This is a genomic window from Pseudomonas sp. ADAK18, from assembly GCF_012935695.1.
GTDB lineage: Bacteria > Pseudomonadota > Gammaproteobacteria > Pseudomonadales > Pseudomonadaceae > Aquipseudomonas.
In genome coordinates this window covers 1715080-1735429 of the sequence record NZ_CP052859.1, presented here as the reverse complement: position 1 = coordinate 1735429, position 20350 = coordinate 1715080, and the positions used below count along the sequence as shown (strand labels likewise).

At 60.2% G+C, this 20350-nt stretch carries 18 protein-coding genes and 1 pseudogene; 5 read left to right on the top strand and 14 right to left on the bottom strand.

Annotated elements, in window-relative coordinates; translation table 11 throughout:
* The first annotated feature begins 45 nt into the window (after window positions 1-45).
* The 4 genes and pseudogenes from nuoM to HKK55_RS07765 all read left to right on the top strand — a co-directional run bounded on the left by nuoM (window position 46) and on the right by HKK55_RS07765 (window position 3940).
* A complete protein-coding gene (gene nuoM / locus HKK55_RS07780) occupies window positions 46-1578 on the top strand; it encodes an NADH-quinone oxidoreductase subunit M (protein WP_169354116.1) in 1533 nt (510 codons plus the stop codon).
* A 7-nt stretch (window positions 1579-1585) separates the two neighbouring features.
* A complete protein-coding gene (gene nuoN, locus HKK55_RS07775) occupies window positions 1586-3049 on the top strand; it encodes an NADH-quinone oxidoreductase subunit NuoN (RefSeq protein WP_169354115.1) in 1464 nt (487 codons plus the stop codon).
* A 237-nt stretch (window positions 3050-3286) separates the two neighbouring features.
* Window positions 3287-3636: pseudogene (locus HKK55_RS07770) on the top strand (toxin).
* Window positions 3626-3940 carry a DNA-binding transcriptional regulator gene (locus HKK55_RS07765; protein ID WP_169354114.1) on the top strand — a complete coding sequence of 105 codons (315 nt, stop codon included), beginning with the start codon at window positions 3626-3628 and terminating at the stop codon, window positions 3938-3940. The pseudogene HKK55_RS07770 and the gene HKK55_RS07765 overlap by 11 nt, the downstream one beginning before the upstream one ends.
* 120 nt (window positions 3941-4060) lie before the next feature.
* Here the strand turns inward: HKK55_RS07765 and HKK55_RS07760 are convergent, their stop codons facing one another.
* Genes HKK55_RS07760 through HKK55_RS07735 form a run of 6 tightly spaced genes read right to left on the bottom strand, consistent with a single transcriptional unit; the run spans window position 4061 to window position 9997 of the window.
* The gene (locus HKK55_RS07760; protein WP_169354113.1) at window positions 4061-5803 is read right to left on the bottom strand and encodes an ABC transporter substrate-binding protein; all 1743 of its coding nucleotides are present in this window, start codon (window positions 5801-5803) and stop codon (window positions 4061-4063) included.
* A 45-nt stretch (window positions 5804-5848) separates the two neighbouring features.
* Window positions 5849-6121, bottom strand: coding sequence for a DUF2160 domain-containing protein (locus HKK55_RS07755; protein WP_169354112.1), 273 nt, complete (start codon window positions 6119-6121; stop codon window positions 5849-5851).
* 10 nt (window positions 6122-6131) lie between these two features.
* The gene (locus tag HKK55_RS07750) at window positions 6132-6932 is read right to left on the bottom strand and encodes a carbohydrate ABC transporter permease (RefSeq protein ID WP_169354111.1); all 801 of its coding nucleotides are present in this window, start codon (window positions 6930-6932) and stop codon (window positions 6132-6134) included.
* 10 nt (window positions 6933-6942) lie between these two features.
* Window positions 6943-7809, bottom strand: coding sequence for a carbohydrate ABC transporter permease (locus HKK55_RS07745; protein ID WP_169354110.1), 867 nt, complete (start codon window positions 7807-7809; stop codon window positions 6943-6945).
* A complete protein-coding gene (locus HKK55_RS07740; protein ID WP_169354109.1) occupies window positions 7806-8903 on the bottom strand; it encodes an ABC transporter ATP-binding protein in 1098 nt (365 codons plus the stop codon). Before HKK55_RS07740 ends, HKK55_RS07745 begins: the two co-directional genes overlap by 4 nt.
* On the bottom strand, window positions 8903-9997 hold the full coding sequence (locus tag HKK55_RS07735; RefSeq protein WP_169354108.1) for an ABC transporter ATP-binding protein: 1095 nt from the start codon (window positions 9995-9997) through the stop codon (window positions 8903-8905). Before HKK55_RS07735 ends, HKK55_RS07740 begins: the two co-directional genes overlap by 1 nt.
* A 239-nt stretch (window positions 9998-10236) precedes the next feature.
* Between HKK55_RS07735 and HKK55_RS07730 the strand changes: the two genes are divergently transcribed.
* Window positions 10237-12069 carry a sigma-54-dependent Fis family transcriptional regulator gene (locus HKK55_RS07730; protein WP_169354107.1) on the top strand — a complete coding sequence of 611 codons (1833 nt, stop codon included), beginning with the start codon at window positions 10237-10239 and terminating at the stop codon, window positions 12067-12069.
* Here the strand turns inward: HKK55_RS07730 and HKK55_RS07725 are convergent.
* The 8 genes from HKK55_RS07725 to HKK55_RS07690 all read right to left on the bottom strand — a co-directional run bounded on the left by HKK55_RS07725 (window position 12066) and on the right by HKK55_RS07690 (window position 20227).
* Window positions 12066-12719 carry an HAD family phosphatase gene (locus HKK55_RS07725; RefSeq protein WP_169354106.1) on the bottom strand — a complete coding sequence of 218 codons (654 nt, stop codon included), beginning with the start codon at window positions 12717-12719 and terminating at the stop codon, window positions 12066-12068. The genes HKK55_RS07730 and HKK55_RS07725 overlap by 4 nt on opposite strands.
* A gap of 28 nt (window positions 12720-12747) precedes the next feature.
* On the bottom strand, window positions 12748-14280 hold the full coding sequence (locus HKK55_RS07720) for a sodium:solute symporter (RefSeq protein WP_169354105.1): 1533 nt from the start codon (window positions 14278-14280) through the stop codon (window positions 12748-12750).
* Window positions 14277-14531 (bottom strand): hypothetical protein, encoded by a 255-nt coding sequence (locus HKK55_RS07715; protein ID WP_169354104.1) that lies wholly within the window; start codon window positions 14529-14531, stop codon window positions 14277-14279. The genes HKK55_RS07720 and HKK55_RS07715 overlap by 4 nt, the downstream gene beginning before the upstream one ends.
* 132 nt (window positions 14532-14663) lie before the next feature.
* Complete coding sequence (locus HKK55_RS07710) at window positions 14664-15599, bottom strand: choline kinase family protein (RefSeq protein ID WP_169354103.1); 936 nt, start codon at window positions 15597-15599, stop codon at window positions 14664-14666.
* On the bottom strand, window positions 15596-16552 hold the full coding sequence (locus HKK55_RS07705; protein WP_169354102.1) for an aminoglycoside phosphotransferase family protein: 957 nt from the start codon (window positions 16550-16552) through the stop codon (window positions 15596-15598). Before HKK55_RS07705 ends, HKK55_RS07710 begins: the two co-directional genes overlap by 4 nt.
* Window positions 16553-16560: 8 nt before the next feature.
* Window positions 16561-17841, bottom strand: coding sequence for a Zn-dependent hydrolase (locus tag HKK55_RS07700; protein ID WP_169354101.1), 1281 nt, complete (start codon window positions 17839-17841; stop codon window positions 16561-16563).
* Window positions 17819-18577 carry a DeoR/GlpR family DNA-binding transcription regulator gene (locus HKK55_RS07695; protein ID WP_169354100.1) on the bottom strand — a complete coding sequence of 253 codons (759 nt, stop codon included), beginning with the start codon at window positions 18575-18577 and terminating at the stop codon, window positions 17819-17821. The genes HKK55_RS07700 and HKK55_RS07695 overlap by 23 nt, the downstream gene beginning before the upstream one ends.
* Window positions 18578-18796: 219 nt before the next feature.
* Window positions 18797-20227 carry an amidase gene (locus HKK55_RS07690; RefSeq protein WP_237151325.1) on the bottom strand — a complete coding sequence of 477 codons (1431 nt, stop codon included), beginning with the start codon at window positions 20225-20227 and terminating at the stop codon, window positions 18797-18799.
* Between the last annotated feature and the right edge of the window lie 123 nt (window positions 20228-20350).

The window sequence follows — 20350 nt, the reverse complement described above, 5'->3', positions numbered from 1 at the left end:
GTACATTGCGAACTTTGCGAACTTGCGAAAGGAAACGAGCCCGTCATGATTCTGCCCTGGCTAATCCTGATCCCTTTTATCGGCGGCCTGCTCTGCTGGATGGGCGAGCGCTTCGGCGCTACCCTGCCCCGCTGGATTGCGTTGCTGACCATGTCCCTGGAACTCGCACTCGGCCTCTGGCTGTGGGCCCATGGCGACTATTCATTTGCTCCGGCACCGGGTGCCGATCCAACTTTCGCGCTTGAATTCAAGCACGTCTGGATCCAGCGCTTCGGCATCAACGTGCACCTGGCCCTCGACGGCCTGTCACTGTTGATGATCCTGCTGACCGGCCTGCTGGGTATCCTCTCGGTACTCTGCTCCTGGAAAGAGATTCAGCGTCACGTGGGCTTCTTCCACCTGAACCTGATGTGGATTTTGGGCGGCGTTGTCGGCGTGTTCCTTGCGCTGGACCTGTTCATGTTCTTCTTCTTCTGGGAAATGATGCTGGTGCCGATGTACTTCCTCATCGCGCTCTGGGGTCACAGTTCTTCGGACGGCAAGAAAACCCGGATCTACGCGGCGACCAAGTTCTTCATCTTCACCCAGGCTTCCGGCCTGATCATGTTGGTGGCGATCCTGGGTCTGGTACTGGTCAACTTCAACAGCACGGGCGTGATTACGTTCAACTACGCCGACCTGTTGAAAACCAAGATGTCCCTGACCACCGAGTACATCCTGATGCTGGGCTTCTTCATCGCGTTCGCGGTGAAGCTGCCGGTGGTGCCGTTCCACTCCTGGCTGCCTGACGCTCACGCCCAGGCGCCGACTGCAGGTTCCGTGGACCTGGCGGGTATCCTGCTGAAGACCGCTGCGTATGGTCTGCTGCGTTTCGCCCTGCCGCTGTTCCCGAATGCCTCGGCCGAGTTTGCACCGATCGCCATGACCCTCGGTCTGATCGGGATCTTCTACGGTGCGTTCCTGGCGTTCGCGCAAACCGACATCAAGCGTCTGATTGCCTTCTCGTCCGTTTCCCACATGGGCTTCGTACTGATCGGCATCTACTCCGGTAGCCAACTGGCGCTGCAAGGCGCAGTGATCCAGATGCTGGCTCACGGTGTGTCGGCAGCCGCACTGTTTATCCTCAGTGGCCAACTGTACGAGCGCCTGCACACCCGTGACATGCGTGAGATGGGTGGCGTGTGGTCGCGTATCGCCTACCTGCCGGCCATCAGCCTGTTCTTCGCCGCCGCGTCCCTGGGCTTGCCGGGTACCGGTAACTTCATCGGCGAGTTCCTGATCCTGATGGGTGCCTTCGTGCATACACCGTGGATCAGTGCGATCGCGACCTCCGGCCTGGTGTTCGGCTCGGTCTACTCGCTGATCATGATCCACCGTGCGTACTTCGGTCCGGCCAAATCCGACACCGTGCTGCACGGCATGGACGGTCGCGAACTGATCATGGTGCTTGGCCTTGCGGTATTGCTGATCTTCATCGGCGTGTACCCGCAACCGTTCCTGGATACTTCTGCCGCAACGATGCATGGCGTGCAGCAATGGTTCAGCACCGCCTTCACTCAACTCGCTTCGGCCCGGTAAGAGCGCTATGGAATTCACGATCCAACACTTTATCGCGCTTGCGCCGCTGCTGATCTCCAGCCTCACCGTTGTGGTGGTGATGCTGGCGATCGCATGGCGCCGCAACCACTCACAGACCTTCCTGATTTCCGTGGCAGGTTTGAACCTGGCCTTGCTGTCGATTATCCCGGCACTCAAGGTCGCACCGCTGGCGGTCACACCGCTGTTGATGGTCGATGATTTCGCGCTGCTGTACATCGCGTTGATCCTCGTCGCCACCCTCGCCTGCGTCACCCTCGCCCACGCCTACCTCGGCGAAGGCGGCACCGGTTACCCGGGCAACAAGGAAGAGCTGTACCTGTTGATCCTGCTGGCAGCTACCGGCGGTATCGTGCTGGTCAGCGCGCAGCACCTGGCCGGCTTGTTCATCGGCCTGGAACTGCTGTCGATCCCGGTCTACGGCCTGGTGGCTTATGCCTTCTTCAACAAGCGCTCCCTGGAAGCCGGCATCAAGTACATGGTGCTGTCGGCCGCCGGTTCCGCGTTCCTGTTGTTCGGTATGGCCCTGCTCTACGCAGAAGCCGGGAGCCTGAGCTTCAGCGGTATCGGTCATGCCCTGGCAGCCACCAACAGCCCTGCACCGCTGGCCCAGTTGGGCCTGGCGATGATGCTGATCGGCCTGGCATTCAAGTTGTCGCTGGTGCCGTTCCACCTGTGGACCCCGGACGTGTACGAAGGCGCCCCGGCGCCGGTGGCCGCGTTCCTGGCTACCGCGTCGAAAGTGGCCGTGTTTGCCGTGATGGTGCGTCTGTTCCAGATCTCCCCTGCTGCCAACACCGGTGTACTCAGCAACGTGCTGACCATCATCGCCATCGCCTCGATCCTGTTCGGTAACCTGCTGGCGCTGACCCAGAACAACCTCAAGCGTCTGCTGGGTTATTCGTCCATCGCCCACTTCGGCTATCTGCTGATCGCCCTGGTGGCGAGCAAAGGCCTGGCGATGGAAGCTATCGGCGTGTACCTGGTCACCTACGTGATCACAAGCCTGGGTGCGTTCGGTGTGATCACGCTGATGTCCTCGCCTTACAAAGGCCGCGACGCCGACGCCTTGTACGAATACCGCGGCCTGTTCTGGCGCCGTCCGTACCTGACCGCCGTGCTGACCGTGATGATGCTGTCCCTGGCCGGTATCCCGCTGACCGCAGGCTTCATCGGCAAGTTCTACATTGTGGCTACCGGTGTTGAAGCCCACGAATGGTGGCTGGTGGCTTCCCTGGTACTGGGTAGCGCCATTGGCGTCTTCTACTACCTGCGCGTGATGGTGACCCTGTACCTGATCGAGCCAAACCTGCGCCGTGTGGACGCCGAGCTGCACTGGGAACAGAAAGCGGGCGGCGTGATGCTGCTGGCAATCGCCCTGCTGGCGTTCTTCCTGGGTGTCTACCCACAACCGTTGCTCACCCTGGTGCAGCATGCGGTGATGGCGGGTTGATCACTTAGGCGGATGTAAACAAAACGGCACCTTCGGGTGCCGTTTTGCGTTTCTGGGGGGATGGTTTTGCTCCCCTGCTCTACTCACGGAATATTCCTCACCGATATACCTCCCCGTCTGGCATCTAGACGCCAGAGCCGCTCGTATGGTGTTTGCGCTTTAGGAAAGATCCCACAGCTGGGTCACTTGACCCATTGCAGATGGGCCACCAAACTATACGCAGGCTACGTACAGAACATGAATGCTCTATTTATAGAACTGCCGCCCTTTGAGCGGTATCGCAGGGACTATCTGAGTGACGAGCTTTTTCACGGTTTCAACAAGAGTTGATGAGAAACCCGCAAGCGGGCGACGTGATCGAGGGGACTGGCGGGCTACGCAAGGTTCGCTTTGTTGATGAGCGACGAAACAAGGGCAAACGCGGTGGCCTGCGGGTCATTTATTACTGGTGGTCAGGCGGCACACAATTCTGGCTGTTTACCTTGTACGGCAAACATGAGCAGGACGATTTAACCCCATCTCACAAAAAAGCCCTCAAACAGATGCTGGACAGGGAAATCAAAGCGAGAACACCCCATGAAACGTGACATCTTTTCCGAATTGATCGAAGGCTTCGAGGCCCTGGCAGATGAACGCCAGGGCAAAGTCACCCTGCGCACCCACAAGGTACACCTGAACAAACTGGCGCCACTCACCGCCGAGGAAGTGGTGGCAGTGCGTCAACAACTGAACCTGTCCCGGTCGGTATTTGCCATGTACCTGCGGACCAACACACGGACACTGGAGAACTGGGAGCAAGGGCGGGCAACACCGAATGCCCAAGCGGCGACATTGATCCGATTGGTGGCAAAGTTTCCGGAAACCATCGAGCGTCTGGCAGCATTGACCTGATGTGTGATGTGTAGCTGCTGCCGAGGCTCGAGGCTGTGATGGGTTGCGAAGCGACCCCAAGAGGGAGGTCCTGCGGACCGCATCACAGCCTCGTACCTCGGCAGCGGCTACAGAGCACACCTACTTACGCGCGGCCTCCCACGACTTGAGCAAGTCGTTGTAGCTGACCGTTTCGCCCTTGGGTTTCTCGTTCGCCAGCTTCGGCTTCGGTGCCCCAGGCTGATCAAACCAGTATTGCGCATCCCGCTCGGGGTTCATCTTCGGCCCGCAAACAGGCTGCACCTTGGAGCGCTCCAAGCGCGTCATGATGGCGTCCTGATCCTTGGCCAGACCGTCCAGCGCCTGTTGCGGAGTCTTCTCGCCGCTGGCGGCTTCCGAGATATGGCTCCACCACAACTGCGCCAAGCGTGGATAGTCCGGCACGTTGGTCCCGGTCGGCGTCCATTGCACCCGCGCCGGGCTGCGATAGAACTCCACCAACCCACCCAATTTGGGCGCCAGGTCGGTCATGGCCTGGGAGTTGATGTCGGATTCGCGGATCGGCGTCAAACCCACAATGGTTTTCTTCAGCGATACGGTTTTCGAGGTCACGAACTGCGCATAGAGCCAGGCCGCGAGTTTTTGCTTCTCAGGCGTGGACTTGAGAAACGTCCAGGAACCCACGTCCTGATACCCCAGTTTCATGCCCTCCTCCCAGTACGGCCCACGCGGCGACGGCGCCATTCGCCATTTCGGCGTACCGTCGGCATTCATCACCGGCAGGCCGGGTTTGGTCATGTCGGCAGTAAACGCGGTGTACCAGAAGATCTGCTGGGCGATATTGCCCTGGGACGGCACCGGGCCGGATTCGGAGAAGGTCATGCCCGCCGCTTCCGGTGGCGCATAGGCCCGCAGCCAGTCGACATACTTCTGCGTGGCAAACACCGCCGCCGGGCCGTTGGTATCGCCACCACGGGTCACGCTGGAACCCACCGGATGGCAATCCTCGACGCGAATGCCCCACTCGTCCACCGGCAGGCCGTTAGGCAGGCCCTTGTCGCCACCACCGGCCATGGAGAACCAGGCATCGGTAAAGCGCCAGCCCAGGGATGGGTCTTTCTTGCCGTAGTCCATGTGCCCGTAGACGCGCTTGCCGTCGATTTCCTTGACGTCTTCACTGAAGAACTTGGCGATGTCCTCGTAGGCCGACCAGTTCACCGGCACGCCCAGGTCGTAGCCGTACTTTTCCTTGAACTTGGCTTTCAGGTCCGGCCGCTCGAACCAGTCGGCGCGGAACCAGTACAGGTTGGCGAACTGCTGGTCGGGCAATTGATAGATCTTGCCGTCCGGTGCAGTGGTAAACGAGATACCAATGAAGTCCTTGATATCCAGGGTCGGCGAGGTGTAATCCTTGCCCTCGTTGGCCATCAGGTCGGTGATGGATTCGGTCTTGCCGTAGCGAAAGTGCGTGCCGATCAGGTCCGAGTCGTTGACCCAGCCGTCATAGATGTTCTTGTCGGACTGCATCTGGGTCTGCAGCTTTTCCACCACATCGCCTTCCTGCAGCAGGTCGTGGGTCAGCTTGATTCCGGTGATTTCACTGAAGGCCTTGGCCAGCACCTTGGACTCGTACTCGTGGGTGGTGAGGGTTTCCGACACCACGTTGATCTTCATCCCACGAAACGGCTCGGACGCCTTGATAAACCACTTCAACTCGTCGAGCTGCTGGGCTTCGGTGAGGGTCGACGGTTTGAACTCACTGCCGATCCATTTTTTCGCGGCGTCTTCGTAAGCATCGGCCCAGGCCGTGGCGCTCAGGCCGCTGAGGGCCAGTACGGCGGCCAATGAAATGCTATGTCGCAGCTTATTGTTTTTATCGAACATAGAGACCTCCTGGTTAAGTTCAGATGGGGATGCCAGACCCGGCCACTAGCCCCAGCGCATCACAGACAACAGCCACACCAGAGACAGCGCGGACGCCACCCAGATGCTCCAGCCAGTCACGCCGATCACCAGCAAATGCAGGTAGGCGCTTCCGAGAAGACCGATAAACAAGCGATCACCACGGGTAGTGGTGATCGGTAAAAAGCCGCGCCGGGGAATACTCGGCGAGCGCAGTTCCCAAGTGGTCATGCCCGTGAGCAACAGGCCAATGGCGACAAAGAACAGTGCAGTCGGGGTGGTCCAGGCCATCCATTCCATCATCGACTCCTCAGACCCGGCCCAGGGCAAAGCCCTTGGCCACGTGGTTGCGAACAAACCAGATCACCAGCATGCCCGGCAGGATGGTCAGCACCCCGGCGGCGGCCAGCACACCCCAATCAATCCCGGAGGCCGAGACCGTGCGGGTCATCACCGCCGCGATGGGCTTGGCGTTCACCGACGTCAGTGTTCGCGCCAGCAGCAGTTCGACCCAGGAAAACATGAAGCAGAAAAACGCCGTCACACCGATCCCCGAGCCAATCAACGGGATGAAAATCTTCACGAAGAACTTGGGAAAGCTGTAGCCATCGATGTAGGCGGTTTCGTCGATTTCCTTGGGCACTCCCGACATGAACCCTTCAAGGATCCACACTGCCAGCGGCACGTTAAACAAACAGTGGGCCAGGGCTACGGCGATATGGGTGTCGAACAGGCCGATGGACGAATACAGCTGGAAGAACGGCAGCAGGAATACTGCGGGTGGCGCCATGCGGTTGGTCAGCAACCAGAAAAACAGGTGCTTGTCCCCCAAAAAGCGGTAGCGCGAAAACGCATAGGCCGCCGGCAGCGCCACGCTCAGGGAAATCACCGTGTTCAGGCTGACGTAGTACAACGAGTTGAGATAACCGGTGTACCAACTGGGGTCGGTGAAAATCACCTTGTAGTTAGCGAACGTGAAATCCTGGGGAAACAGCGTCAGCCCGCCGAGGATTTCGGTGTTGCTCTTGAAGGACATGTTCAGCAGCCAGTAGATCGGCACCAGCAAGAACAGGATGTAAATCAGCAGCGGCACCAGCTTGCGTTTAGTCATGATGGCGGCCTCAGCGATTGGCGTCGGAGTGAGTCATGGCGGTGTAGAACAGCCAGGACACCAGCAGGATGATCAGGAAGTACACCAGGGAAAACGCTGCCGCCGGGCCCAGGTCGAATTGCCCTACGGCCATTTGGGTCAAGGTCTGACTCAGGAAGGTGGTGGCATTGCCCGGCCCGCCGCCGGTCAGTACAAACGGCTCGGTATAGATCATGAAACTGTCCATGAAACGCAGCATCACCGCGATCAGCAGCACACTCTTCAGCTTCGGCAACTGGATATGTCGGAATACCGCCCAACTGGAGGCCCGATCGATCCGTGCTGCCTGGTAGTACACATCCGGAATCGCCCGCAGTCCCGAGAAACACAGCAGGGCCACCAGGGACGTCCAATGCCAGACGTCCATCACCAGCACCGTGACCCAGGCGTCCATCGTATTGGCCGCGTAGTTGTAGCTGATGCCCATGGCGTTGAGTGTGGAACCGAGCAAGCCGATATCGGCCCGGCCAAAGATCTGCCAGATGGTGCCCACCACGTTCCACGGGATCAGCAGCGGGATGGCCATTACGATCAGCACCAACGACGACCAGCGGCCCTTGGTGGGCATGGTCAGGGCGATGGCGATCCCCAGGGGAATCTCGATGATCAGCACGCAGGCGGAGTAAATGAACTGGCGCAGCAGCGAGTCATGCAGCCGTGGGTCCAGCAGCACCTGTTTGTACCAGTCGGCACCGACAAAATAGCGGCTGGACTGGTCGAAGATGTCCTGCACCGAATAGTTGACCACGGTCATCATCGGGATCACCGCACTGAAGGCCACCAGCAGGAACACCGGCAACACCAGCCACCAGGCCTTGTTGTTCTGCACCTTGTTCATGGCAGCACCTCCAGCAGATAGTCATCGGCATACACCATCAACCATTGCGCCGGAAAGCTGATGGACGCACGGCCTTCGGGCACCGGTTTATCCTCTGCCAGGCGCACTTTCAGCAGCGCGCCATCCAGGTCCAGGGTCATGATCTTGTAGGTGCCGAGGTCTTCGATGTGGACCACCTGCGCTTGCAGCGCGTCGGCATAGGGCTCGTCCCACACATGGACGAACTCCGGGCGGATGCCGACCTGCAGCTTCGTGTAGTCCATTTCTGCGATCCGCTGCTGCAATGTCTCGGACAACGCCAGATGAGTACCGGCAAACTTCACACCGCCCGCCTCGGCCTGCACTTCAATCAGATTCATCCCAGGACTGCCGATGAAATAACCGACAAAGGTATGACTCGGCCGCTCGAACAGCTCCCGGGGCGTGCCGAACTGCACGATCTGCCCGCCGTACATTACCGCGATCTTGTCGGCGAAGGTCGAGGCCTCCAACTGGTCGTGGGTGACGTAGACCATGGTGATGTTGAACTGCTCGTGGATCTGCTTGAGTTTGCGCCGCAGTTTCCACTTCAGGTGCGGGTCGATCACCGTCAGCGGCTCGTCAAACAGGATCGCCGAGACGTCGTCGCGTACCAGCCCGCGGCCCATGGAGACTTTCTGCTTCTCGTCAGCGGTGAGGTTGCGGGCTTTTTTGCTCAACAAGCTTTGCAGGTCGAGGACTTCGGCGATTTCCTGCACCTTGCTGTGGACTTTCGCCTCAGCCATTCCCTGATTTCGCAGGGGAAACGCCAGGTTGTCGAACACCGTCATCGTGTCGTAGACCACCGGGAACTGGAACACCTGGGCAATGTTGCGCTTCTCCGGGGTCAGGTCATTGACCACCTTGCTGTCGAACAGCACCTGGCCTTCGGAGGGGCTAAGCAGGCCGGAGATGATATTGAGCAGGGTCGACTTACCGCAGCCTGAGGGGCCGAGTAAGGCGTAGGCGCCACCCTGCTCCCAGACGTGGTTCATTTCGCGAATGGCGTAGTCTTCCGGGCCTACTGGCGTAGGGCTGTAGCTATGGGCCAGGTTCTGCAAATGGATCTCGGCCATCAGGCAACCCTCGCGACACGTCGTCCGGGCGCCTGGACCAAACGTCCCTGACCATCGAACACAAACAGTTTGTGGGTAGGGATATAGATACGAATCGGTGCATCGACGTCGTACTCGTGCACCCCTGGCAAATGCAGCACCAGCAGAAAGTGCTCGCTGCGCACATGCAGGAAGGTTTCCGAACCACTGATTTCCGCAACCTCCACGGTCACCGCCAGTTCCAAATCATCATCGTTGCTCGGTACCAGGCTGATATGGCTGGGGCGCACGCCAAAACGAAACTCGCCGTCACCGATGGGTCGCAGATCAACGTTCAGCGGGAAGTGCACAAAGTTGGCGAAGCTCACTTCATTGCCACTGATTCGTCCCGGCATCAGGTTGATCGGTGGCTCGGAAAACAGCTCGGCGGCCAACACGGTTTGCGGCTGGTGATAGACCTCGGCGGCCTTGCCGCTCTGGATCACCCGACCTTCGTGGAGAATCGTGGTGGTGCCACCCAGGGCCAGGGCTTCGTTGGGCTCGGTGGTGGCGTAGATCGCGATGGTATGGCGCGCCTTGAACAGCTCGCGCATTTCCTGGCGCAGCTCTTCGCGCAGTTTGTAGTCCAGGTTTACCAGCGGCTCGTCAAACAGAATCAGCTCCGCATCCTTGACCAGCGCCCGGGCCATGGCGGTGCGCTGCTGCTGGCCGCCAGACAGCTCCAGGGGATGGCGTTGCAGGAACTTCTCGATGCGCAGCATCTTTGCGGTTTCCAGCACCTTGCTCTGGATCAGTTCGGCCGAAACCCGAGCCTGACGCAACGGCGAGGCGATGTTCTCGAATACGGTCATGGTCGGGTAATTGATGAATTGCTGGTAGACCATCGACACGTTGCGCAGACGCACCGGTTGCTGGGTGACGTCGACGCCGTTCATCAGGATGCGCCCGCTGTCAGGCTTGTCCAGGCCGGCCATCAGGCGCATCAGGCTGGTCTTGCCGGACAGGGTGCGGCCCAGCAGGACGTTGAAGGAACCGGCCTCGAAACGCAGGTTGGCGTCGTCGATCCAGGTCTGGCCTTCGACAACACGAGTGACATGTTCCAGGGTCAATGACATGACACGCCCTTTTTTATTATTGGAAGAGTGCTGGCGAAAGGGCAGAGCGAGTTTCGTGCCAGAAGCTTAAAACTCAGGCGGATCAATGAATTGGGCAAAAAGGTGAATTCACTCCTGAACAGAAATGAACATAGGGTGCTGAACAATTGAACAACTGCCGGGTTGACAATGAACAGTTCTGAACAACACTGAATGGACTTTTTGCCCCCATAACAACAATAAAACCGAGGGTGACCGCCATGGCTGCTCCTGCCTCACCGCTGGCTCACGACACCATCATCCAGGACTCCTGGCGCCGCTGCCGCGCCTTCGGCCTGGATCATCAGAGCCCACCAAGCTTCGATCAACTGCCTGCCGAAGGCATCAGCCAACTGCTGGAAAGCCAGCACTCCCTGGTGCAGACCACCCATCAGGAAGTCCTGCCTTACTACGAAAATATCCTCAGCAATTCGAACTGTCTGATCATGCTGGCCGACAATCAAGGCCAGGTCCTCACATCCTGGGGCACCCAACGTTTTATCGAGCCGAAACTGGCCCGTGGCTTCAGTGCCGGCGCCAGCTGGCAGGAGCGCGCAAGTGGCACCAATGCCATCGGTACCGCGCTGGCCTGTGCCCAGGCGGTGCATATCGAGCATGACGAACACTTCCTCAAGGCCAACCGCTTCATGACCGGCTCGGCAGCGCCGATCTTCGACGCCCAGCGCGAGATCATTGCGGTGCTGGATGTGTCCAGCGACAGCTACCTGCCGCCCTCCCACACCCTGGGCATGGTCAAGATGATGAGCCAGACGGTAGAGAACCGGCTGATCCTCAACCTGTTTCGTGGTGAGCACTTCCAACTGACCTTCAACACCGGCCTGAGTAACCTCGACAGCCAATGGGCCGGCCTGCTGATCTTCGATGAAAGCGGCCAGGTGCTGTCAGCCAACCGCCGTGCCGACAACCTGCTGGGCATCAGCCTGTCGCGGGTGATGATCGACAGCCTGTTCAAGGTCTCGCTGCTGGAACTGCTCAATCAACCCGAGGGCCTGCCCTTTTCGCTGCAGGCCGCAGGCCGCAACCGTTTTCAGTGCCTGTTGAAACGCCCCAAGCAGGTGCCGGTCCAGGCCCGGGTGTTTGCCGAACCGAAAAAAGCCGAGCCAACGCCTACGGCGATCAACCTCAAAACCTTGCACTTCGGTGACAGCCGTGTGGAAAAAGCTGTGCGCCAGGCCGAGCGCCTGCTGGAGAAGGACATCCCGCTGCTGATCCACGGCGAAACCGGGGTCGGCAAGGAAGTGTTCGTCAAAGCCCTGCACCAAGCCAGCTCCCGCGGCCAACAAGCGTTCATCGCCGTCAACTGCGCGGCGATCCCCGCCGAGCTGGTGGAATCGGAGTTGTTTGGCTACGAAAAAGGCGCGTTCACCGGCGCCAACCAAAAAGGCAGCATCGGCCTGATCCGCAAGGCCGACAAAGGCACGCTATTTCTCGACGAGATCGGCGACATGCCGCTGCCCACCCAGGCGCGTTTGCTGCGGGTACTGCAGGAGCGTTGCGTGCAACCAGTGGGCAGCAGCGAGGTATTCCCGGTGGACTTGCGGATCATCTCCGCCACCAACCGCTCACTGCGTGAACAGGTGCAGATCGGCCGCTTTCGCGAAGACCTGTATTACCGCATCGGCGGCCTGACCCTGGAACTGCCGCCATTGCGCGAGCGCAGTGACAAACAGGCACTGTTCAAGCAGTTGTGGGCGCAACACCGTGAACCGAGCCAATGGGCCGGGCTCAGTCAGGAGGTATTGGCACTGTTCGAACAGCATCCGTGGCCGGGAAATCTGCGCCAGGTCAGCAGCGTGATGCAGGTGGCACTGGCCATGGCCGAGGACCAGCCGGTGCGGGTGGAGCATTTACCGGATGATTTTTTTGTCGACCTGAACCTGTCCGCCCCGCCGTCACCCAACGAACTGCCGGATGACAGCCTGGACCTCAACCAGCGATTGAAAGCGGTGGGCGGCAACATCTCCCACCTCGCCCGGGAACTGGGTGTCAGCCGCAACACCCTGTACAAACGCTTACGCCAGAACGACGCCTAACCCCAACTCAACACCGGCCAACCCGCCGCCTGAGCATGGGCCCGCAACACCGGATCCGGGTTCACCGTATACGGCTGGCTGACCTGGCTGAGCAGCGGCAAGTCGTTGCGCGAGTCAGAATAGAAACTTGCCCCTTCCAGGCTCTCGCCCTCGGCCTGCAACCATTCCATCAAGCGCGTGACCTTGCCTTCACGGTACGTCAGCACACCTCGGGTACAGCCACTGAAACAGCCTCTTTCGGTTTCCAGGTCGATGGCCAGCACGTCATCGATGCCCAGGTACGCGGCGATGGGTTTGACCAAATGCGCACCGGACGCCGAAATCACCAGCAACCGGTCGCCAATGGCGCGGTGGGTGTCGATGGTTTTGCGGGCCTCCTGGTACACCGCCGGGGCAATGACCCGCCGGATAAAGTCCGCCACGCACGCCGCCACCTCACTCTCCCGGCGCCCGGCCATGGGCACCAGGCTGAAGGCCATATAGTCCTCCATCGCTAACTTGCCTTCGCAGTAGGCACTCATCAATTGCGTGTCCTGCTCCATGAACAACGCACCATCGACCCAACCCAGGCGGACCATTTCCCGACTCCACAGGGTTGAGCAGTCACCCTTGATCAGGGTCTCATCCAGGTCGAACAGTGCCAGTGCCATGTGATACCCATTGTGTTGAGGTTTGTTTTCAGTTCATCACCGGCGTGGCGCCCAGCGGCACCTTGCGACCGGGGGCCGCTATGTCGAACAGGTTTTGCACCCGCGCACTTTCTGCCGGGCTGGGTTTGATCGCCAACGCACACGCCACAAAGATCACGGCATTGACCACCAACCCGACAATCCCACTGGTCAACGAGCCCAGGCCGGGAATGTCATCCGGGTACATCGTCGTCAGCACAATCGCCACCACGATCCCCGCGAGCATCCCGGCAATCGCGCCTTCCTTGTTGCCGCGGCGACTGAAGATCCCGAAGAACAGCGGTACCGCCAATTGGATGATGCCCTGGTAGGAAATCTGCGCCAGCAACTGCAACCGCGAGTAGTCGAAGGTCAGGTAGGCCAGGATGGAGGCAGCGACGATAAACACCACCATCCCCGACTTGGCCAGCAGGGTCAGTTGCCGGTCGGTACGTGGGGTGTTCCAGGTGGCCAAGTCATTGGCGAACTGGGTGCCGCACACCTGTACGCAACCATCCACGTGGCCAATGCTTGCCGCCAGCACGATGACGATGGCCAGCGCCAGCAACCACGGCCCGCCGATGTCGAACAACGACAGGAACCAGCCTTGTTGCGGGTTCGCCAGTACGTTGGGGTCCTGGCTGATGGCGGCGGCGAACAGCATCAGAATCCCGTAGAAACCGCCCACCAGCAGAATGGTGTAGAGCGTGCCCTTCTTCACCGCCCGCACACCGCTGGCGGTGTAGATACGCTGGAAGCTCATCGGCCAGCACATCGAGCCGATAACACCGGTAAAAATCAGACTGAACATGTACAGCGGGCCGTAACCGGTGCCGCTGTCGCCAGGCACCAGCAGCATCTTGGCCGGCAAATGGGCCAGGTTGGAGAACGACGCCTGATCGCCAAACAGCAGGAACACACACAGTGCCGCGCACAGGACATAGGCAATCAAGCCCTGGAACATGTCAGTCATGATCAAGCCGCGCATGCCCATGCTCACGGTCCAGTACTGGCGCACCAGCACCACCCCGACACCGGCCAGCAGGCAGGTGGTCACGCCCCAACGGCCAAAACTGGCGAATTGAAACAGCATCGCCAGGGCCTGAATACCCATCACCACCCACGGGAACACTGAGATGATGCCGATGATCGAAGCCACGCGTTTGACCGCAGGACTGTTGAAGCGCATGCCCAGCAAATCCGGTTGGGTGCGCAGGTTGAAACGCTGGCCCCAGGTCCAGGCGCGACGGGCCATCAGGTACATGGCGGTGACGCCGAGGGTGGCATAGACCATGCCGTAGAAGCCCAGGACACCCCCGATGGTCAGGGCGAAAAACGCAGTAAAGGTCGAGCCCGGCCACCAGGAGTTGGTGTAACACATGGCGATGTACCACGGCCCGTAGGAGCGCCCGCCTACGGCGTAATCGGAAAAACTGGTGCTCTCGCGGTTGGTGGCGTACAGCACGGCGATCATCCCGGCCAGGAACAGGCCGATGATGCCGAAGGTGATGTAGAGGTTGGCGTCGGTGGCGGTACTGATCATTGCCCCTCCCCCTCTTCCGGCAGTTCGCCCGCCGCCAGCTCGGCGAGATACAACGCCCACAGGCCGAGGCCGGCGAGCACGGCAATAGCGATCCAGTAGAAGATCGGCAGTGGAATGCCCAGGACCAGCACAGTGCTGGCGCTGACGCTCAAGTAGAGCGGCGGGAATAACGCCAGCATCAGCAACAAAAAGAAATACACGCCGAAGATTTGACTCTTCAGGCGTCCAGGGGGTGCGGTATCGGTTTTCATGAGGTTGTGTGCTCCTTGAATTTCTGGATCGGATTGTTGTGTGATCAAACAAAAATCAAGCAGTGAAAACGTGAGCGCCAACCAGCGCCAAAGTGACTACTTTTCAATGCATATTGTGGTAATGGCGCAGGCTCAAGCCTGTCTCAGCCAGGTTTCCCATTGTGAATCGTTGATGATGCTGCGGGCCCGCATGTGCTTCCAAGTGCCGTATTTGTAGAAGTCGAAATCCAGTTGCGACACCGCGTGCTGAACCATCGCCCAGGTCGACCACTTGATGTCCGCCAGTGCCTTGTGCAATTTGATCCGTGCGAGGTTTTGCGCGGTCACCTGGCCGAAGTAGTCCTCGATCAGCGCCAGTTCCATCTCATCGGTGAAAAACATCTCGCCGAACCACAAGGCCAGTTCGTAATGACGGTCGTTGTTGGAGGCGTACTCGAAGTCCACCAGGCGAATCTGACGACGGTCGTTGAGCATGAAATTGCCCGCCAGGGTGTCGTTCATGCACGGCGCCAGGTCCATGCCGGAGGCCTGCAACACGCCGCGTGCACGATCACTCTGACGGCGTAGCCAGGCGTCATCGTCGGGTTTACAGCCGTTGAGTTGTTCGACCTGGCGTTGGTGTTCGGCAATCATGTCGAACACGGTCTTGGTCTGTACCAGCGGCGGCTGGTCGTTGAAGGCCTTGAGGGCGTGCAGCGCGTTGTGGCGTATGTCGCGGTCGAGGAAGTCGTGGTTGGATGAAGCGCGCCAGCCTTCCATGAACTCGAACACTTCCACGCCGAACTCTTCGAGGAAGGCGAACACCGGCGCGCCATAACCGGTCTGCGCGGCCTTGACGCTGGCGTCATGGGCGGTGCGGCGGTCGATGAACATTTCAGTCCCCACACCGGGCACCTTGAAGAAATACGCCGTGTCCGCCCCGGCCACTTCCACCCGCCAATTGCTGTTGGAAATCCCGCCACTGACCGGCTCGTAGCGAATGCCATTGCCGCCCCAATCGGCGACGCCGCGCACCGCTGCTTCCAGCTGACACTCTTGGGGCGTGCAACCCTCACCTAATGCTTTCATCCTTGTTCCTCCTGAACCTGACGCAGCCAACCTTCGAACCGTGGGTCTTGCAGGCTTTGCCGGCAGCGCAACAGCGTCCACTGCCCGACCTTGGAAAATTCCAGTGGTCGCGCTGAGGTGGCGCCAACCCACAGGCCCCAAAGGGTCCAGTACCAATCGTTGATCAGTGCGTACAGCCGACAGCGGGCGTAATCGCTTTCCCGGCAGTGGCCGGCCCAGGCGGTGATGCCTTCGCGCCATTGGGCTTCGAATGAGTACAGTTCATTGAGGCTGATGGCCACGTCATACCAGGGATCAAAACAGCCGCCGTAATCGAAGTCGATCAGCTGCAAGGCGCCATTCGGACCGATCAGCACGTTACTCGCCACGCCATCTCCGTGCAGCGGCACTGGAGGGCTGGCGGTGAATTGCAGGGCGGTCCAGGCCAGGTCAATGCAGGTACTGATCCAGGCATGATCCGCCGGCAAGGCCACGCCATCGCGGGCGCACAGCTCGCGCAGGTGTTGGATATCCTGCAACGGTGAACGCGTGAACCCCGGCGAGGTGCCGGCGTGCAGTTGTTTCTTCAAGGTCCACAGCGCTTGCAGGCGCTGGGGTTGCATCAATTCATCGAGCCGTGCCCAACGCCACTCATCGGCTGGCAACGCATCCAGTAGCAGTACCCCGGCCGCAGCGTCCACCAGGCGCACGCCCGGTGTCACGTCGCAATCCGCCGCCAACTGCGTAGCGCGGGCGGTACGTTCGATGTCGATCAGCGCCCGCATGTCGTCATGCAGGACCTTGGCGTAGCACTGGCCCCAGGGTGCGGTAACGGTGAAGCCGGTCCACTCGGTGGCCAGCCGCACGGGTGAGGCGATCCCGGCGGTGCCCTCTTCAATCACCACCTTGGCTGACAAGCCAGCGGCCTCCAGGGCACCCAACAATCGTGACATTGCTTGCGAACGGCTCGGCATGGCTGACCTCAGCGGTAGGCGTTGGGGGTTGAACAGGCGCGATAGAGCAACGCGGTCAACATGCGCAAACCGTTGTGCATGTCCTGATCGCTGGTGAACTCCGCTTCGTTATGGGACACACCGTTGCTGCTGGGAATAAACAGCAGGCAGACCGGGTAATGCCGATTCAAGCTGATGGCGTCATGGCCGGAAACCGTCACGCTGTTGCCAATGGGTAATCCCAGTTGCTGCCCGACACTGTAGGCCAGTTCCGCGAAACCATGGTGCATGTGCGTCGGCTCACGCAGGGCATGGCTTTCCACCTCGTAAGACGTCGATGTGTCAGCCGCGACGGTCTTGAGGCTGGCGTTCAGACGATCACCGGCTGCGGCCAGTAACTCGGTATCGGGCGAGCGGTACTCCACATGCAGGGTGACGCGAGACGGCACCACATTGGGCGAATTGGGGTAGATCTCCAGGCGACCCACAGAACTGTGCAATTGCTGTCCATGCAAATCCGCCTCGGCGCGTACGGCGGTGATGGCATGGGCGGCGGCCAGCAAGGCATCCTTGCGGGCAACCATGGGGGTGGGCCCGGTATGGTTTTGCTCACCGATAAAGCGAATCCGTTGTTTGAGGGCGGCCCACGTGTCGCGGACCACACCAATGGCCAAGCCATCACGCTCAAGGCCGTCGCCCTGCTCGACGTGGATTTCCACGTAGCCGGCGATCTCCAGCTCGACCCGACCAGCGCCCAGGTAGCCGATCTGTTGCAGGGCCTGCTTGAGGCTGATGCCATCACCGTCGCGACAGGCCCAGGCTTCTTGCAGCGCAAGGTCGCCGGTGAATACGCTGCTGCCAATCAGGCTGGGCTGAAAGCGTGCGCCTTCCTCGTTGGTCCAGTTCACCACGGCCAGATTGCACGGCGGCACCTCGCCGCGTTCGCGAAATTGACGCGCCAGGCTGGCCACCGCCACCGCACCGGCCAGCACCCCGTAGACCCCATCAAAGCGCCCGGCGCTGGGCTGGCTGTCCAGGTGCGAACCGCACAGCACATAAGGTGCATCGGGGTTAAAGGTGATCAAGCCGAACATGTTGCCCACGGCATCCACCCGCACTTCAAAGCCGCGTTCGGTGAGCCAGTTGGCGAACAGGTCGCGTACGGCACCGTCCTCGGCCGAGGCTGCGAGGCGATGCAAGCCTCCGGCCGGGGTCCCGCCAATCGCCGAGCTGTGCCGGAACAACGCCTCGAATGACGCGATGTCCTGCTCACTGGGCACCAGCAGTTCAGGGGTAAAGGACATCGACATGAGCTTGCTCCAGACGGGTCGAAAAATCAGCGGACAGCGGGCGATTGGTGACCAGGGTCGTGATCGCGTCGAACGTCAGCGTGTTGATAAAGGTGCGATGCCCGAACTTGGCATCGTCGGCCAGGATCACACTGCGCAGGGAGTGCTTGGTCAGCACACGGCGCAACAGCGCCTCAGGCTCCTCGTAGTCTGTGAAACCCAGTTCCAGGTCCACCCCGCCGATGCCCATGAAGGCGATGTCGTAGTGAAACTGGCGGACAAATTCCAGGGTGTGTGCGCCGATCAGCGCGTTGTCATTACGCCGCACATCCCCAGGCACCACCAGCACCTGGTTGGCGCTTTGCTCGGTGATCACACGGGCGATGTCCAGGGAGTTGGTGATGATGCGCAGTTGGCTGAAACCGATCAGCTGTTGGGCCACGGCCAGGGTCGAGGTACCGGTGTCGAGAAACAGCACCATGCCTTCAGTCACCAGTTTCGCGGCACGCACAGCGATACGCGTCTTGGCCTGGGTCTTGATGCGGCTGCGTACTTGCAGCGGTTGTTCGACGTTAAGTCGGGGCAGGATTGCGCCGCCGTGGATGCGCCGCAACTTGCCGGCGTCCTCCAGGTACTTGAAGTCGCGGCGGATGGTTTCTTCCGAGACAAACAACGCCTGCGCCAGGTCCGACGCCTTGACGCGCTGGTGCTGGGTGAGCAGGTGCATGATTTCGTCGAGGCGGGGCTGGTTAAGCATAGATGGCGCGTTCCAGGGCAGGTTCGGATGACCTGTATGACGTGCGAGGCGCCCAGCACGTAACGCGGCGAAAGCCGGTCCAGCGGGATGCGAGGCACACAATACGGCCATGGGTTGGGTCACGGTTACCTCTCACTGATCAAGGTGTGAAAGGGCAGAAAAACACTAAGCGTTTACAACGGGCGGGCTTCTTTTGAACCCACTCCGCGAGGCAATCAATCAGCGCTTCAGCAAGGGTGGAAGGTGCTGATCCCACGGTGCAACGGCTTCAACGGCTGCGCAGAATTGCAGCACCAGGGCATCGGCAAAACGTGGGCCGACCACCTGTAAGCCTATCGGCAAACCGCTCGGGCTCCAGCCACACGGCAGGCTGGCGGCGGGGTTGCCGGTGATGTTGAACGGGTAGGTAAAGGGCGTCCAACGGGCCCAAGGCACAGCGCCCTCTGCGCCGGGCCAGCCCTCTGGGGCAACCTGGTCGGCCGCGAACGGCAGGATCGGCAGCGTTGGCATCAGCAGCAGGTCGTAATCGGCAAACAGGGCATGCACCTGATTGGCAAATAGCGCGCGCTGCTGGACGGCATTGAGGTAATCCCTCAGGTCGTAATCGGCCGAGCGCTTGATCAGCGTGGCAAAGCCGGGGTCCAGTTGGTCCAGGCGATCAGCCAGGGCTTTGCCGTAAGCAATGCCACGCCCGCCCACCCACAGGGTTTCAAAGGTGGACAACGGGTCTTGCCAGTCCAGGGTCAAGGGGGTGATGGTGACCGGGAGTTGTTCTGCCAGGTTTTGGACAGCGGCCTCGACCGTGGACGCAATCACAGGGTCCACCGGCGTATCAAACAGCGTCGGGCAGTACGCCACTTTGAGTGGCTTCAGCGGTTGGTCGCAACGGGCCAGATAGGATTCAGTCGGTGCCGGCAGCGCCTGGTGGTCCAGGGGATCGGGGCCGGAAAGGATATCGAACAGCAAGGCGCTGTCGCGCACCGTACGCGTGATAGGCCCGGCGTGGCTGAGCATCTCGGTGGCCGACCAGGGCCAGGTAGGGATGCGTCCCAGGGAGCCTTTCAAGGCAAATGCACCGCAAAATGCACCAGGAATCCGCACCGAACCGCCACCATCGGAACCCAGGCTACCCGGCACCATCCGCGCCGCCACGGCAATGGCCGAGCCGGAGCTGGAGCCGCCGCTGGTGAGCTGTGGGTTCCAGGGGTTGCGGCCATTACCAAATACGCGGGAGGTGCTGGCACCGGTCCAGCCGAACTCGGTGGTGGCGGTTTTGCCGAGGATGATTGCGCCCGCTTCCTTGAGCCGGCGAATGATCGGGGCGTCCTGAGTGGGCACATTGTCCAGCCCGGTCAGTGAGCCACGGGTGGTGCGCATGCCTGCGGTGGAGAACAGATCCTTGATACCAAACGGCACGCCGTGGAGCGGACCGCGCAACCGCCCTGCCCTGGCTTCTGCGGCCAAGGTGCGCGCTTGGTCCAACGCGGATTCGGCGTAGACATCACCAAAGGCATGCAATGTGCAATTGTGGGCTTCGATGGCAGCCAGGCATTGCTCAACCAGATGTACAGGGGTTAATGAACCCTGGCGAATACGTTCGGCAGCGTCGATGACGCTGGGCATATCGGTCAGTGAGGGATCAGTCTTCATTGAGCATCCTGGGACATTTGCGAAATGGTCCAGCCGGTATGCCAATAAACGCCAGGGGTCTCAGTGATGTCAAGTTGGTTTTGTTGGATATGTGGTTTTTGTGGTTTTTGTCTTCAAGCAAAG